Annotated in this window: 18 protein-coding genes and 1 pseudogene; 3 read left to right on the top strand and 16 right to left on the bottom strand. The window is 66.8% G+C overall.

The features are described 5' to 3' along the window. Positions 1-57: 57 nt before the first annotated feature. On the bottom strand, positions 58-912 hold the full coding sequence (locus ACFRAQ_RS28480; protein ID WP_379105050.1) for a DUF4190 domain-containing protein: 855 nt from the start codon (positions 910-912) through the stop codon (positions 58-60). A gap of 123 nt (positions 913-1035) precedes the next feature. Between ACFRAQ_RS28480 and ACFRAQ_RS28475 the strand changes: the two genes are divergently transcribed. Continuing rightward, on the top strand, positions 1036-1968 hold the full coding sequence (locus tag ACFRAQ_RS28475) for a pseudouridine synthase (protein ID WP_379105048.1): 933 nt from the start codon (positions 1036-1038) through the stop codon (positions 1966-1968). Between the two features lie 46 nt (positions 1969-2014). Next, the gene (locus tag ACFRAQ_RS28470) at positions 2015-2779 is read left to right on the top strand and encodes a CPBP family intramembrane glutamic endopeptidase (RefSeq protein WP_379105046.1); all 765 of its coding nucleotides are present in this window, start codon (positions 2015-2017) and stop codon (positions 2777-2779) included. Between the two features lie 339 nt (positions 2780-3118). On the opposite strand, the gene ACFRAQ_RS28465 is transcribed toward ACFRAQ_RS28470, so the two are convergent. The 3 genes from ACFRAQ_RS28465 to ACFRAQ_RS28455 all read right to left on the bottom strand — a co-directional run bounded on the left by ACFRAQ_RS28465 (position 3119) and on the right by ACFRAQ_RS28455 (position 6994). Next, positions 3119-5278: an MMPL family transporter gene (locus tag ACFRAQ_RS28465; protein ID WP_379105044.1), complete on the bottom strand. Its 2160-nt coding sequence runs from the start codon at positions 5276-5278 to the stop codon at positions 3119-3121. 38 nt (positions 5279-5316) lie between these two features. Then, complete coding sequence (locus ACFRAQ_RS28460) at positions 5317-5829, bottom strand: EXLDI protein (RefSeq protein WP_379105042.1); 513 nt, start codon at positions 5827-5829, stop codon at positions 5317-5319. A gap of 202 nt (positions 5830-6031) precedes the next feature. Further along, a complete protein-coding gene (locus tag ACFRAQ_RS28455; RefSeq protein ID WP_379105040.1) occupies positions 6032-6994 on the bottom strand; it encodes a LysR family transcriptional regulator in 963 nt (320 codons plus the stop codon). 60 nt (positions 6995-7054) lie between these two features. Between ACFRAQ_RS28455 and ACFRAQ_RS28450 the strand changes: the two genes are divergently transcribed. Next, positions 7055-7477 (top strand): DUF5997 family protein, encoded by a 423-nt coding sequence (locus tag ACFRAQ_RS28450; RefSeq protein WP_357285076.1) that lies wholly within the window; start codon positions 7055-7057, stop codon positions 7475-7477. 299 nt (positions 7478-7776) lie between these two features. Here ACFRAQ_RS28450 and ACFRAQ_RS28445 read toward each other — a convergent pair. From ACFRAQ_RS28445 to rplC, 12 genes and pseudogenes are all read right to left on the bottom strand, one after another. Continuing rightward, positions 7777-8010, bottom strand: a pseudogene (locus ACFRAQ_RS28445) (FAD/NAD(P)-binding protein); the annotation flags it as partial. Between the two features lie 139 nt (positions 8011-8149). Next, positions 8150-8743, bottom strand: a complete 594-nt coding sequence (locus ACFRAQ_RS28440; RefSeq protein WP_379105037.1) for a hypothetical protein — start codon at positions 8741-8743, stop codon at positions 8150-8152. 239 nt (positions 8744-8982) lie between these two features. Then, the gene (gene rpsQ / locus ACFRAQ_RS28435) at positions 8983-9279 is read right to left on the bottom strand and encodes a 30S ribosomal protein S17 (protein ID WP_213558067.1); all 297 of its coding nucleotides are present in this window, start codon (positions 9277-9279) and stop codon (positions 8983-8985) included. Then, positions 9276-9515 (bottom strand): 50S ribosomal protein L29, encoded by a 240-nt coding sequence (rpmC, locus tag ACFRAQ_RS28430; protein ID WP_040804215.1) that lies wholly within the window; start codon positions 9513-9515, stop codon positions 9276-9278. Before rpmC ends, rpsQ begins: the two co-directional genes overlap by 4 nt. Next, positions 9515-9931 carry a 50S ribosomal protein L16 gene (gene rplP, locus ACFRAQ_RS28425; protein ID WP_213558068.1) on the bottom strand — a complete coding sequence of 139 codons (417 nt, stop codon included), beginning with the start codon at positions 9929-9931 and terminating at the stop codon, positions 9515-9517. Before rplP ends, rpmC begins: the two co-directional genes overlap by 1 nt. Before the next feature lie 3 nt (positions 9932-9934). Continuing rightward, positions 9935-10741: a 30S ribosomal protein S3 gene (rpsC, locus tag ACFRAQ_RS28420; protein ID WP_033091021.1), complete on the bottom strand. Its 807-nt coding sequence runs from the start codon at positions 10739-10741 to the stop codon at positions 9935-9937. Continuing rightward, a complete protein-coding gene (gene rplV, locus ACFRAQ_RS28415; protein ID WP_213558069.1) occupies positions 10742-11143 on the bottom strand; it encodes a 50S ribosomal protein L22 in 402 nt (133 codons plus the stop codon). After that, a complete protein-coding gene (gene rpsS / locus ACFRAQ_RS28410; protein ID WP_019931198.1) occupies positions 11140-11421 on the bottom strand; it encodes a 30S ribosomal protein S19 in 282 nt (93 codons plus the stop codon). Before rpsS ends, rplV begins: the two co-directional genes overlap by 4 nt. Positions 11422-11435: 14 nt before the next feature. Next, positions 11436-12266 (bottom strand): 50S ribosomal protein L2, encoded by an 831-nt coding sequence (rplB, locus tag ACFRAQ_RS28405; protein ID WP_379105029.1) that lies wholly within the window; start codon positions 12264-12266, stop codon positions 11436-11438. A 32-nt stretch (positions 12267-12298) separates the two neighbouring features. Then, positions 12299-12604 carry a 50S ribosomal protein L23 gene (gene rplW / locus ACFRAQ_RS28400; protein WP_067712168.1) on the bottom strand — a complete coding sequence of 102 codons (306 nt, stop codon included), beginning with the start codon at positions 12602-12604 and terminating at the stop codon, positions 12299-12301. Continuing rightward, complete coding sequence (gene rplD, locus ACFRAQ_RS28395) at positions 12601-13272, bottom strand: 50S ribosomal protein L4 (RefSeq protein ID WP_357089175.1); 672 nt, start codon at positions 13270-13272, stop codon at positions 12601-12603. Before rplD ends, rplW begins: the two co-directional genes overlap by 4 nt. After that, the gene (gene rplC / locus ACFRAQ_RS28390) at positions 13269-13934 is read right to left on the bottom strand and encodes a 50S ribosomal protein L3 (RefSeq protein ID WP_357285067.1); all 666 of its coding nucleotides are present in this window, start codon (positions 13932-13934) and stop codon (positions 13269-13271) included. Before rplC ends, rplD begins: the two co-directional genes overlap by 4 nt. Positions 13935-13948 lie beyond the last annotated feature (14 nt).

Here is a 13948-nt window from a genome sequence, read left to right as displayed (position 1 = left end):
CGAACACCGACGAGAAGATAGGTTAGGCTAACTTTTGCTTGACGACCACACCGAGGGTCAGCGCGGCACCTTCGTGGTCAGCTTCGAACCGTCCGCGTTGTGCACCATGCAGGTCGCGCGGCCGTTCGACTTGTTCCATTGCGTCTCGTTCGCCGGATACAGGATGAACGACTCCAGCTGCTCGACCACCGGGCTCGAGGCCAGCAGCTTGTCCAGCTGCACCTGGCAGGCCTCGCTCGCCTTGTCGAAGGACGCGTCACCCGAACCCGGCCACGAACCCGGCAGGTGCACCTGGGTGATCACCTCGCCGTCGTGCGGGGAATCGCAGGACAGCACGGTCACCTTGCGGATGTGGTTGTTCTCCTCCACCGTCTGCACACAGTCACCGGTCTTCACCTCGTCGATGGAGATCGAGGTCGGCGAATCCGACAGGGCCGAGGTACGGGTCGTATTGTCCTGCGCCGCCGTGGTGTTCGAATCGGTCACCGCGGCGATCGCCACGATGACCACGGCGAACACGACCCACAGACCCGAGGCGATCAGACCGGCGATGGCCAGACCCCGACCGGCCTGATTGCGCTGCTTGGTCTGATTCAGCGCGATGACGCCGAACGGGATGGCGAGCAGACAGGTCCCGAGCAGACCGAAGATCAGCGCGGCGATCGCGAAACCATTGGTGCCCTGCGCGGGCGGCGGCGCCACCGGATAGCCAGGCGGCATCGGCTGATACCCGGGCTGGCCGTAGTCCGGCTGACCGTACGCGGGCTGAGGCTGGCCGTAGTCGGGCTGACCGTAGAACGGCTGCTGCTGTCCGTAGTCCGGCTGTCCATACGCGGGCTGGCCGTATTCCGGCTGCCCGGGCTGCGGATAGCCGTACTGGCCCGGCTGCGGCTGACCGGGCTGGCCCGGCACACCCTGAGGCTGTTGGTCGTTCGGATACACGAGACCCCCGATCACGGCGCTGACCCGGACATTCCGGGCGTCGGCCCACCGTACCCCGCAATCCGGACATACCCGGGGGCTAGGGTTTCCCAGGTGAGACGCAGGCAGCAACCACCGCTACCGAAGCGGCACGGATTGGATCCGGCCCGGTTGCGGCTACCCGAGGAGGGCGACTGGGCGACCATCCGCGACCACCTCGTGGAACGGCTGCCCCGGGTCCGGCCCGAACGCATCGACGAACTGCTGCGCGAGGGCGGCATCGTGGACCTGGCGGGACCCATCGCCCTCGACACCCCCTACGTGCCCGGCGGCGCGGTGTGGTTCCACCGCGATCTGCCCGAGGAGACCGAGGTCCCCTTCCCGATCGGCATCGTCCACCGCGACGACGACATCCTGATCGTGGACAAACCGCACTTCCTCTCGACCATCCCCCGCGGCCAGCACATCCTGCAGACCGCCCTGGTGAAGCTGCGCCGCGAACTGGACCTGCCGGATCTGGTGCCCGCGCACCGGCTGGACCGGGTGACCGCCGGACTCGTGCTCTTCATCATCAATCCGGCTCGGCGCGGGGCGTACCAGACCATGTTCCACAACCGCCTGGTCCACAAGGAGTACGAGGCCATCGCACGCTTCGATCCCGGCCTGGACCTGCCGCGCACGGTCGTCAGCCGCATCGTCAAGGAACGGCAGGTGCTCAAGGCCTACCAGACCGAGGGCGAGCCCAATGCCGAGACCGTCATCGAACTCCTCGAACACCGGGACGGGCTGGGCCGCTACCGGGTGCGGCCCCGGACCGGGCGCACCCATCAGATCCGCATCCATATGAACAGCCTCGGGATCCCGATCCTGGGCGACGACTTCTATCCCGAGCTCACCGACAAGCCAGTCGACGATTACACGCGGCCGCTGCAGTTGCTGGCATCGGCGCTGGAGTTCCCCGACCCCGTCACCCGCGAGCCCCGGCGTTTCGAAACCGCGCGCACCCTGCGGGCCTGGGACGACCACGCGGGCTGGGCGAGCGATTAACCACAATCGAAGCGGATTCCAAGAATTCGCTCGTACACTGGCCAGGATGTCTCGAAACGATAACGGCGCGGCGGTGGCACTGCCGGAAGCGCCCACCCCGCCCGGCCACAAGCTGCACGCCTATGTGGACGTTGCCGTCGTTGTCATCGTCTTGACCTGCACCAACCTCATCGCGCACTTCACCAACCAGTGGGCCAGCATCCTCTCGGTGCCGATTGCCGCAGTGGTGCTGGTGGCCATGGTCCGGCGTCGCGGCCTGGGCTGGGCGGAGCTGGGACTCTCCCCCTCGCAGTGGCGGCGCGGCTCGCTCTGGGCGCTGGCGGCCGTGGGCGTGGTGCTGGCGGCTGTGGCCATCGGCGCGGCCCTGCCCGTCACCCGGCCGTTCTTCCTGAACGACCGCTATGCCGCGGTCTCGGGCGCGCTCATCGCGTCCATGATCGTCATCCCCCTGCAGACCGCGATTCCGGAAGAGCTGGCCTTCCGCGGCGTGCTGCACGGCACGCTGGACCGCGTGGTCGGCGCGCGCGGCGTGTTCGCCGCCGGGTCGATGTTGTTCGGGCTCTGGCACATCGCCTCGTCACTGGGATTGACCAGCGGCAACAAGGGCCTCACCGGATTCCTGGGCAGCGGCCCGGCCGGGCAGATCCTCGGGATCGGGCTCGCGGTGCTGGCGACGGCCGGGGCGGGCATGGTCTTCACCTGGCTGCGTCGGCGCAGCGGGAGCCTGCTCGCGCCGATCGCGCTGCACTGGGCGGTGAACGGGGCGGGCGCGCTGGCCGCCGCGGTGGTGTGGCACGTGACCGTGCGCTAGCGGCGGCCCCTCCGACGAAAGAAGAGGAGGCCGGCTGACCTGGGAACAGAGGATTATGGTCAGCCGGCCCGGGGTCGGTTCGGCGGGTTGGGCCACGCCGAACCGAGTCTGTGCGTCGGGCCGAACTGTATCGGTTGTCCAGTTCACCGCGAGGCACTTTCGCGAAAAAAGTGAAACGTGTTTCTGTCAGACCTGATCAGGCCGGGTGTTCCCACCTCGGATCGCGACCCGGCACTGGACTCGCGGAGGTTGTCGATCAGCGGCACGTCGTGCAGCAGCGAACCGGCCCGCTTCTCGAAAGGAGAAGCGGGCCGGTCTATTCGGCTACCTATTCGAACCTCAGTGGCGCGATTGTCCGCTCACCACATCGGTTTCCGACCATTCGGTGTCCCACACCTGCGGGTGTTCGGCATCCCCGCCGTGTCCGGGCCACCAGGCGAAGCGGCCGACCAGAGCCGTCACCGCGGGCGTGAAGAACATCGCCATGACGAACGCCGCAATGGTGATACCCAGCGAGATCGCGAAACCCATCTGGGAGAGCACCGAATTGCCCGCCAGCATCATGGAGGCGAAGGTGCCCGCCAGGATGACACCGGCCGCCGCCACCGTCGGACCCGTGTGCCGCACCGCCAGCGCCGCGGCGGCGTGCGGATCGTTGCCCTCGCGGGCCTCCTCCCGCAAACGGGCCACCATGAGGATGTTGTAGTCGGTGCCCAGCGCCACCACGAACAGGTACATGATCAACGGCAATTGGAAGATCAGACCCTGCTCGCCCTGGATGCGCTGGAACACCAGCACCGCGGAACCCAGCGTCGCCGCGAAGCCCAGGAACACGGAGGCCATCAGGTACCAGGGCGCGACCACACTGCGCAGCAGCAGCGCCAGCACGATCATGATCAGGATTCCCGCGACCGGGAACACCACCATGTAGTCACGGTTCATGGCGTGCTGGAAGTCGACGAACACCGAGGTCATACCGCCCACCACCGCGGTGGTGCCGGCCGGGGCCGAGGCGTGCGCGGTATCGCGCAGCGGACCCTTCACGGTCTCCAGCGCGGCATCGGATTCCGGCTTGTCGGCGAGGGTCACCTGGAACTCGGCCACCGCGCTGTCCTTCGACAGCGTCGCCGGCGACACCTGGCCCACACCGCTCACGCCGGTGAGCGCCGTCCGGAAGGCGTCGAGCTCACCCTGGTTCAGCGTCCCCTGCTCGGCGCGCAGGTAGACCTGCGACGGCTGGGTGCTGCCCGCGGGCATGCCCTTGAGCAATTCCTTGCCGTACACGGTGGATTCGGCAGCGTTCGAGGTCGAACCGGAGCTCAGATCGAAGGTCGGGTTGAAGCCCAGCGCGAAGACGCCCAGCACCAGCAGCACGCCGCCGGAGACCGCGGCGAACACCGCCGGACGCTTGCCCAGCGCATTGCCGACCGCTCGGAACCGCGCGCCCTCGGGTTCGGTCTGCCAGGCCTTCGACGGCCAGAACACCTTGGTGCCCAACAGCGAGACGATGGCCGGGACCAGGGTCAGACCCGCCAGCAGCGCCACCGCCACCGCGATGGCCAGCGCGATGCCCATCGACCGGAACATGCCCAGGGTGGACAGGGTGAGCGCGCCGAAGGCGATGATCACCGCCGCCGCGGCCGAGGTGATGGCCTCGCCGACCCGCTCGACCGAACTGACCATGGCCGTCTTCGGGTCCTCCCCGGCGCGCAGGCGCTCCCGGAAGCGGAACATCAGGAACAGGATGTAGTCGGTGCCGACGCCGAACAGCACCACGACCAGCAGCGACTGCACCGAGTTGTCGATCTTCAGGTCGAATGCCGCACTGGCCGAGGCGATCACGCCGTTCGCCAGCGCGGACACCATCCCGATCACGATGATCGGCAGCAAGGCGATGATCGGACTGCGGAAGATGACCAGCAGCAGCACCAGGATCAGCACCACGGTCGCGATGCCGATGATGGCCAGGCCCTTCTCACTGGAATCCTGCTGATCCAGCATCTGGGCCGCGGTGCCGGTGACGCCGGCCTTCAGATCGGTGCCGGACACCTGCTCCTTCAGAGCGTCACGCAGCGCCTTGACGGCGTCGGTCTGGTTCTTGGCCGCCGCGTCGGCCGCCTTCTCCATGGCGACCGCGACCACGCCGATCGCCTTGGTCTGCGACGGCGGCAGCGCCTGAACAGCGGTGACGTCCTTGATGTGCTTGTCCGACAGCTTGGTCGCGGCCGACGAGATGACAGCGGTGTCCTGATCGGTCAGCGGGGCCCCGTCGGAGCGCTCGAACACGATCAGCGCGGCCGGGGTGTTGCTGTTGGGAAAGGCCTTCTGCTGCAACTCCATCGCCTGGACGGATTCGTAGTGCGAAGGCAGGAAGTCTGATTGCTCGGTGGTGGCCGTGAGCTTGGGGGCCGTGGCGACGACCGCCACGATCGCGATCAGCCATGCGCCGATCACCAGCCACGGAAAGCGGACGACCAGGCGTCCTAGTCCGGAGAACATGCGGGAGAAGTCCTTTCGGGGTTTCGGCCGCGCGCTATTCAGATGTCGAGGACCTGGGATGCCGGGTTCTCCAGCGCATCGGCGACGATCCGGTAGACCTTCGCCGGAACAAGATCACGCAATTCCCCCGGCGAGTCCACGATGTCGACGGTGAAGTCGCCGTATCCATCCTTACCCAACTGAAGGAATTCCCGCCACCCCCCAAATCCTTTGAGCCATTCGGCCATCAGCGAGAGATCCGACCGATCGGAACCCTTCCGGACGGTGAGGTACTCGTCCTTCCGTTCCTCCGCGACCGTCCTGGTGGCCCGCGCGAAGTCGGTCCAATCGAGGAAGTGCCGGTGCACGACCAGCTTGCCCTTGCGACTCAGGAAGACCTGAACCGATTCGCTGCCCTCCCCGGTGACCTTGCGACCGTCGGCCAGCGAGCGGCCGACGAAGCGCTGGGTGCGGCCGCCGCCGGGGCCGACGCGGAGGGTGATCTCGCGCATGCCCTCGGGCTGCGAATCCGGGACCAGGTCGGTGGCGGGCTTGTCCATTTCGAGGGCCATGAGACGCTCCGAATCATTCGTAGATGCTTATATGGGCATGCGTGTACGACACGACACCCCGGAACTCACATCCGGTGCGCCGCAATCGATCTCAGCGATTCCCGACGGCGGAACACCGTCTTACGTCACTATAAGTAGACGTATACGTATAGAGCAACCCTGAGTCGACCCTGAGATTTCTCCAGGTCGACCCCTGAACCGGTCAGCGACCGCGCCGCTTACCCGGCTTCCGCGCGACCCCCTGCTTCGACTTCGCCACGGCCGCGGGCTTTTTCGCGGGGGCGGGCTTGCGCTTCGGCGCGGACTGCTGCTTGGCCTGCTTGTCCGGCTGCTGGCCCGACGACGACCGGGAACTGCGCTGGGAACGGCCGCGGACCACGCCGACGAACTCCTCCACCAGTTCGGTGGTGGCGGCGGCGGGCCAGGCCAGCGCGATCTCGGTCTCGGGCACATCGGTGACCGTGCGATAGACCAGATCCTTGCGGTGGTGCAGGCGGGCGATCGAATGCGGGACGATGGCGGCGCCGCTCACCGCGGCCACCAGTTCCATGGTCATGGCCGCGTCGTCCAGGTCGGCGGCGTCCTGCATGCGCTCGTCGGCCAGATCCGCCGTGGCGACCTGATCGAACAGGGCGATCGGGTGGTCCTTGGGGACCACGACCACCGGGACCTCCCGGTAGAGCGGGATCGCGCTCATGCCGTCGCGGTCGATGGGCAGGCGCACGAAGCACATGTCGACCGCGTCCGTGCGCAGCGCCGTCTCCTGCTCCTTCATCGGCACCGGGATCAGGTCGAGGGCGACCTCGGGGAAACGCTCACCCCAGATGCGCTCCCATTTGGTGACGGTCACGCCCGGGACGAAACCGACGCGCAGGCGATCCACCGCCTCCGGCGCGGCGACCGGTTCCGGCGGGGCGGCCGCGATCAGCGCCCGGGCCTGCTCCAGCACCGCGCGACCGTCCTCGCTCAACTGGGTCGGCTGCGCGCCCGGCACGAACAGCTTGGTCTCGAGCTCTTCCTCCAGCTCGATGACCGTGCCGCTCAAACGCTGCCGGGAAATGCCCAGGCCACGCGCCGCCCGGGCGAAGTGCAATTCCTCGGCAACCGCGACGAACCAGCGCAGGCGCGTCACGTCGATGGACTCCAACCGGCCCTGACCTGTCATGGGGTCCAGGTTATTGCACCGGCCAGCGGGTTCTCCCCACCCGCCCGATACGCTGGACGGGTGAGCCCGGACAAGAACACCCAGACCATGAAGCCGCTGACCGCGGCGAACAAACTCGGCATCTACCTCCCGGCTACCCCGGAGGAGTTCCAGAGCTCACCCATCACCCGCGCCCAGCTCGAGGAACTGCGCGCCAACCCGCCGCAGTGGCTGACCGACCTGTACGCCAACGGCCCGTTCCCGCGCGACGTGGTGGCCCGGAAACTCGGCATCTCCAACTCCGGTCTGGGCCGCGCGGGGGTGTCCGACGCACTCACCGCCGAGGAGATCACCGCCCTCCTCGCCGACCCGCCGGAATGGCTGGTCCGCGAACGCGAGAACCTGGTGGCCGTCCGCAAGGAAGCCGAACGAGTCAAGGAGAAGGACGCCGCGCGCCGCGCCGCCAGTAACCGTCCGCCCAAGAACCTCTTCGGCCCCAAGTAGGAACTCACCGGCCCCGGACAGGACCTCACAGTCCTGGAAACCGCCGGGGCCGTCGCGCATATCCACCACGGTTGCCACGATTTCGCGGACCCGCACTCATTCGGCGTATCGATCATGGGTACGTTCGAATGCCCAGCGCAGGTAACGGCCGTAGTGGGCGCGCGGGGATAGGTGGCGGGGGGAAATTCGCATGGCCGCACCGAAGGCGGCGGTGGGCAGGCCCGCGAAATTGCCGATCTTGGCCAGGTAGTTCGACTACTCGTAGAGGCGGGGCCCCGTTCGACCGGGCCCGCCAACTCGACGGTGTCGTCGGTGAATATCGTGACCTGCTCGGCGACGGTGTTCATGAGCAGGTGCGACGACGGGTCGGTCCGCCGGACCGAGCCGGTGCCGACCCTATTCGAGTCGGTGACCACCAGCTCGACACCGGCGGTGATACCTAATTGGCGAGCATTGGCGCAAACACGTTCGAAAACATTCAGACCTCGGGGGCCGACTCCAACAATGGCGATCGGTAAAACATTGTCGAGCAAGCAGACTCACCGATCGCGCTCGATTAGCCGTATCCGAATCCGGATACGGCGCCGAGGCCGGCAGCGGGTGGAACAGGCCCTCGAGAATGATCGGTCCGGAACGTCTGCTCAGCAGGAATTGTCAGCAGTGCCGGAATTCTCAGCAGTAGTAGCAGACGCCATTGGCCGGGAGCTCGGTGAAACAGTTGACACACACGGCCTTCCGCGCCTCCGGCTCCGGCTTGGCCACCGGCGCCGCGGCCGCCGCGGTGACCCGGCGCGGCGCGCCGCCATTGCGCGGAATCAGCGGCGGAATGCCACCGTCGGTCGGGATGTCCGCGCCGTAGGCGGCGTAGCACTGCCACCGGGCGTACGCGGCATGCACCTCGAGATCGGCGGGAACCGGCAGATGCGCCAGCTCCAGCACGTACTTGTAGCTGTCACTGACCTTGTGATTCTGCTTGACACACAGGGCGGTCAGCGGCGGTTCGCCGGCATTGTGGCAGCGCCGCGCGACCTTGCGCAGGATGGCGTCCATCCACGTGCGGGTCGGCGCGTCGGTGCGAATGCCCGACATCTCCTGAACACGCTCGGCCAGTTCGTTCACTGTGACGAAATGTCCGTAGCCGGAAGCACATTCGGCCAGTACCTCGTGGGCGGCCAGGGACCAGGCCACGGCCGCGTCGCGGAAAGTCACCGCGGTCCGGTCGTCGATCCGCCAAGCCCCGGAAGTTGTTGTCGCAGCATCCCTCATAGCTCGTACACGCTAACGCTTCTGCCGGGCGACACGCCAATTCCATTTGGACATATGGGGTTTCAGTTTGGTCACACTCGCCCAGGTTTGGCATTACCGGCCAGTACCCGGACAAAAAGAAAGGAACCGCTTCCCGAATGGCAAGCGGTTCCCGCACTCTCCCCCGAAAACACACCGGTCCGCTTCCCCACAGGGAAGCGGACCGGTGATCAATGACTTGGTTCAAGTCATGGAGCAGGCTACTTGGCCTTCTCCAGGACCTCGACCAGACGCCACCGCTTGGTGGCGGACAGCGGACGGGTCTCCATCAGCTGCACGCGGTCGCCGATGCCGGCGATCTCGTTCTCGTCGTGAGCCTTCACCTTCGAGGTGGTGCGGATGATCTTGCCGTAAAGCTTGTGCTTCACGCGATCTTCCAGCTCGACCACGATGGTCTTGGTCATCTTGTCGGAGACGACGTAGCCGATGCGCGTCTTGCGCTGGCCCCGCTCCTCCTGGTTGGCCGGCGTCTTGGCCGGGCCCTTTACGTCGCTCATGCGGCGTCTCCCTTGCCTTCAGGACCGGAGGCCAGGCCGAGCTCGCGCTCGCGCATGACCGTGTAGATGCGCGCGATCTCGTGGCGGACCACGCGCAGGCGGCGGTTGTTCTGCAACTGACCGGTCGCCATCTGGAAGCGCAGGTTGAACAGCTCTTCCTTGGACTCGCGCAGCTTGGCGACGAGCGCCTCATTGTCGAGCTCGCGGAGCTCTGCAGTCGGGTTGGCGGTAGCCATCAGAACTGCTCCTCCCTGGTCACGATCCGGCACTTCATCGGGAGCTTGTGCATCGCGCGGCGCAGGGCCTCACGAGCGATCTCCTCGGTCGGGTACGACAGCTCGAACATGACGCGTCCGGGCTTGACGTTCGCGATCCACCACTCCGGCGAACCCTTACCGGAACCCATGCGGGTTTCGGCCGGCTTCTTGGTGAGCGGGCGGTCCGGGTAGATGTTGATCCAGACCTTGCCGCCACGCTTGATGTGGCGGGTCATCGCGATACGAGCCGACTCGATCTGACGGTTGGTGACGTAGGCCGGCTCGAGAGCCTGGATGCCGTACTCACCGAACGTCACCGCGGTGCCGCCCTTCGCCATGCCGGAACGGCCGGGGTGGTGCTGCTTACGGTGCTTGACCTTGCGGGGCATCAACATAGGTCAGCCCTCCTGATTCTCTGCCGGAGCCTCCGCCACAGCGGTGGCGGCGCGGCCGGCCTCAGTGCTGGTCGCGGTGGTGCCCTGGGCACCGCTGCGACGGGGGCGGCTCGGACGCTCGCGACGCGGGCGGTCGTCACGGTCGCGGCCGGACGGGGCCACAGCGGTGACCTCGCGCTTGCCGCCGACGATGTCGCCCTTGTAGATCCAGACCTTCACGCCGATGCGGCCGAAGGTGGTCTTCGCTTCGTACAGGCCGTAGTCGATGTCGGCGCGCAGCGTGTGCAGCGGCACGCGACCCTCACGGTAGAACTCCGAGCGCGACATTTCCGCGCCGCCGAGACGGCCGGAGCACTGCACACGGATGCCCTTGACGTTCGGCGAACGCATGGCCGACTGGATGGCCTTGCGCATCGCGCGACGGAACGCCACACGGTTGGACAGCTGCTCGGCAACACCCTGAGCAACCAGCTGAGCGTCCGACTCGGGGTTCTTGACCTCGAGGATGTTCAGCTGAACCTGCTTCTTGGTGAGCTTCTCCAGCTCGGCGCGAATGCGGTCGGCCTCGGCGCCACGACGGCCGATCACGATGCCCGGGCGCGCGGTGTGGATGTCCACACGCACGCGGTCACGGGTGCGCTCGATCTCGACCTTCGAGATGCCGGCCCGCTCCATGCCGGTGGCGAGGAGCTTGCGGATCGCGACGTCTTCCTTCACGTAGTCCGCGTACTGCTTGTCCGCGTACCAACGCGACTTCCAGTCGGTGGTGATACCGAGGCGGAAGCCATGGGGATTGATCTTCTGTCCCATTTACTTTGCCCCTCCCTTCCGGCGGCTACGAGTGGCAGCGCCGGCGGTGGGCACGCTCTCGACCTCGATGGTGATGTGGCTGGTGCGCTTGCGGATCCGGAACGCGCGGCCCTGGGCACGCGGCTGGAAACGCTTCATGGTCGCGCCCTCGTCGACGAACGCGGTCGAGATGACGAGGGTGGCCGGGTTGAGACCGAGGTTGTTCTCGGCGTTGGCCGCCGCCGAGGCGACAACCTTCGCAACCGGCTCGCTCGCGGCCTGCGGCGCGAACTTCAGGATGTTCAGCGCGTCCTGCACGCTACGGCCACGGACCAGGTCCACGACGCGACGCGCCTTCATCGGCGTCACGCGAACGTGCTTGGCGGTCGCGCGCGCGGTCGGGTTCTGAGTTTCAGTGCTCATCGCCGCTTGCTCTTCCGATCTTCCTTGACGTGGCTCTTGAACGTGCGGGTCGGCGCGAATTCACCGAGCTTGTGTCCAACCATGTTCTCCGACACGAACACCGGCACGTGCTTGCGGCCGTCGTGGACCGAGAACGTGTGGCCGATGAAATCGGGGATGATGGTGGAACGACGCGACCAGGTCTTGATGACCTGCTTCGTGCCCTTCTCGTTCTGGACGTCCACCTTCTTGAGGAGGTGTTCGTCGACGAACGGGCCCTTCTTCAGGCTGCGTGGCATGTCTAACCTCCTCCTTAACGCTTCTTGCCGCGGCGGCGGACGATGAGCTTGTCGCTGGGACGGTTGGGCTTACGGGTGCGGCCCTCGGGCTTGCCCCACGGGGAGACCGGGTGGCGACCACCGGAGGTCTTACCCTCACCACCACCGTGCGGGTGGTCGACCGGGTTCATGACCACACCACGGACGGTCGGGCGAACGCCCTTCCACCGCATACGGCCGGCCTTACCCCAGTTGATGTTCGACTGCTCGGCGTTGCCGACCTCGCCGATGGTGGCGCGGCAGCGCACATCGACACGACGGATCTCACCGGAGGGCATACGCAGGACGGCGTAGGCGCCTTCCTTACCCAGCAGCTGGATGGACATGCCCGCGGCACGAGCCAGCTTGGCGCCACCACCCGGACGCAGCTCCACGGCGTGAACCGTGGTACCGGTCGGGATCGAGCGCAGCGGCAGGTTGTTGCCGGGCTTGATGTCGGCGCCGGGGCCCGACTCGATCTTCGTGCCCTGGGCGATGCCCTTGGGCGCGATGATGTAGCGCTTCTCGCCGTCGGCGAAGTGCAGCAGCGCGATGTTGGCGGTGCGGTTCGGGTCGTACTCGATGTGAGCGACCTTGGCCGGGATGCCGTCCTTGTCCAGGCGACGGAAGTCGATCAGACGGTAGGCGCGCTTGTGACCGCCACCCTTGTGACGGGTGGTGATGCGACCCTGCGCGTTACGGCCACCGGTCTTGGTGAGCGGACGCAGCAGCGACTTCTCGGGGGTCGCGCGGGTGATCTCAGCGAAATCCGAGACCGAGGCACCGCGGCGGCCCGGGGTTGTCGGCTTGTACTTACGAATTGCCATGAGTTCTTCTGCCTTTCTGAAGTCCCCGCCGCTTACGCGACCGGGCCTCCGAAGATCTCGATGGGCTTGCTGTCGGCCGAGATGGTGACGAGCGCGCGCTTGGTGCTCTTACGCGTGCCGTAACCGAAGCGGGTCCGCTTGCGCTTGCCCTGACGGTTGGCGGTGTTGACGCTGGTCACCTTGACGCCGAAAACCTTCTCGACAGCAATCTTGATCTGCGTCTTGTTCGAATCCGGGTGCACGATGAAGGTGTAGGTGCCCTCTTCGATCAGTCCGTAGGACTTCTCGGAGATCACCGGCGCCAGCAGAATGTCGCGCGGGTCGGCGATGGTGGTCACTTGCTCTCCTCCTGTGCAGCTTCGGCGGGGCCGTGCACGAAGGCGTTGAGCGCCTCGACCGAGAACACGATTTCGTCGCTCTTGAGAACGTCGTAGGTGTTCAGCTGGTCGGGGGCGATCGGGTGCACGCCCTGCAGGTTCGCCACGCTCTTCCACGTGGTGACATCCTCACGGCCGACGACGACCAGGATGTTCTTCCGCTCCGACAGCTCGGCGAGGAAGGACTTGGCCGCCTTGGTCGACGGGGTCTGACCCGCCACCAGCTCGGTGATCACGTGGATGCGCTCGTTGCGAGCCCGGTCCGACAGAGCGCCACGCAGCGCGGCGACCTTCATCTTCTTGGGCAGACGCTGGGTGTAGTCACGCGGCTGCGGGCCGTGGACGGTGCCACCGCCGGCGAACTGCGGCGCACGGGTCGAACCCTGGCGCGCACGGCCGGTGCCCTTCTGGCGGTACGGCTTCTTGCCACCACCGCGGACCATGCCGCGGGTCTTGGTGGCGTGCGTGCCCTGGCGAGCCGCGGCCTGCTGGGCCACGACGACCTGGTGCATCAACGCGATGTTCGCGGTCACGTCGAAGATCTCCGCGGGGAGCTCGACGGTGCCCTCGGTCTTGCCGCCAGCGGCCTTGACCGTGAGCGTCAGGTTGGTCTTGGTCTCGGTGCTCATGCCCGGGCACCACCCTTCACTGCACTCTTGACGATCACGATGCCGCCGGTGCGGCCCGGGATCGCGCCCTTGATCAGCAGCAGGCCGTTCTCGGCGTCCACCTTGTGGACCGAGAGGTTCTGCGTGGTGACGCGGTCGTTACCCATACGGCCCGACATGCGCATGCCCTTGAAGACACGGCCCGGGGTGGAGCAACCACCGATGGAACCCGGACGACGGTGCACGGCCTGCGCACCGTGCGAGGCACCCTGACCACGGAAGCCGTGGCGCTTCATGGTGCCCGCGAAGCCCTTGCCCTTGGAGGTGCCGGTCACGTCGACGTAGCTGCCCTCTTCGAAGGCGTCCGCGTTGATCTCCTGGCCGACCTCGAAGGCGGCGACGTCGGCGACGCGCAGCTCGGCGATGTGGCGGCGAGGGGTGACACCGGCCTTGGAGAACTGACCGGAGACCGGCTTGTTCACCTTGCGGGGGTCGATGGCGCCGTACGCGACCTGGATGGCGGCGTAGCCGTCGCGCTCCTGGGTACGGATCTGGGTAACGACGTTCGGGCCCGCCTTGACGACGGTCACGGGAACGACGCGGTTCTTCTCGTCGAAGACCTGGGTCATGCCGAGCTTGGTGCCCAGGATGCCCGCGGCCGGACGGCTCTTGTTGTCAGTCATATTCGAAGTCCCCG

This window comes from Nocardia sp. NPDC056611 (assembly GCF_042792755.1).
Lineage (GTDB): Bacteria > Actinomycetota > Actinomycetes > Mycobacteriales > Mycobacteriaceae > Nocardia.
The sequence above is the reverse complement of the archived record's forward strand: the minus strand, read 5'-3'. Positions and strand labels throughout refer to the sequence as shown.

Coding starts and splice junctions, on each gene's coding strand:
- ACFRAQ_RS28455 (WP_379105040.1), bottom strand. CDS start 6,994: ATGACAGGTCAGGGCCGGTTGGAGTCCATCGACGTGACGCGCCTGCGC.
- rpsS (WP_019931198.1), bottom strand. CDS start 11,421: ATGCCACGCAGCCTGAAGAAGGGCCCGTTCGTCGACGAACACCTCCTC.
- rpmC (WP_040804215.1), bottom strand. CDS start 9,515: ATGGCTACCGCCAACCCGACTGCAGAGCTCCGCGAGCTCGACAATGAG.
- rplV (WP_213558069.1), bottom strand. CDS start 11,143: ATGAGCACTGAAACTCAGAACCCGACCGCGCGCGCGACCGCCAAGCAC.
- rpsC (WP_033091021.1), bottom strand. CDS start 10,741: ATGGGACAGAAGATCAATCCCCATGGCTTCCGCCTCGGTATCACCACC.
- ACFRAQ_RS28470 (WP_379105046.1), top strand. CDS start 2,015: ATGTCTCGAAACGATAACGGCGCGGCGGTGGCACTGCCGGAAGCGCCC.
- rplC (WP_357285067.1), bottom strand. CDS start 13,934: ATGACTGACAACAAGAGCCGTCCGGCCGCGGGCATCCTGGGCACCAAG.
- rplP (WP_213558068.1), bottom strand. CDS start 9,931: ATGTTGATGCCCCGCAAGGTCAAGCACCGTAAGCAGCACCACCCCGGC.
- ACFRAQ_RS28460 (WP_379105042.1), bottom strand. CDS start 5,829: ATGGCCCTCGAAATGGACAAGCCCGCCACCGACCTGGTCCCGGATTCG.
- rpsQ (WP_213558067.1), bottom strand. CDS start 9,279: ATGAGCGACGTAAAGGGCCCGGCCAAGACGCCGGCCAACCAGGAGGAG.
- ACFRAQ_RS28465 (WP_379105044.1), bottom strand. CDS start 5,278: ATGTTCTCCGGACTAGGACGCCTGGTCGTCCGCTTTCCGTGGCTGGTG.
- ACFRAQ_RS28440 (WP_379105037.1), bottom strand. CDS start 8,743: ATGAGGGATGCTGCGACAACAACTTCCGGGGCTTGGCGGATCGACGAC.
- rplB (WP_379105029.1), bottom strand. CDS start 12,266: ATGGCAATTCGTAAGTACAAGCCGACAACCCCGGGCCGCCGCGGTGCC.
- rplD (WP_357089175.1), bottom strand. CDS start 13,272: ATGAGCACCGAGACCAAGACCAACCTGACGCTCACGGTCAAGGCCGCT.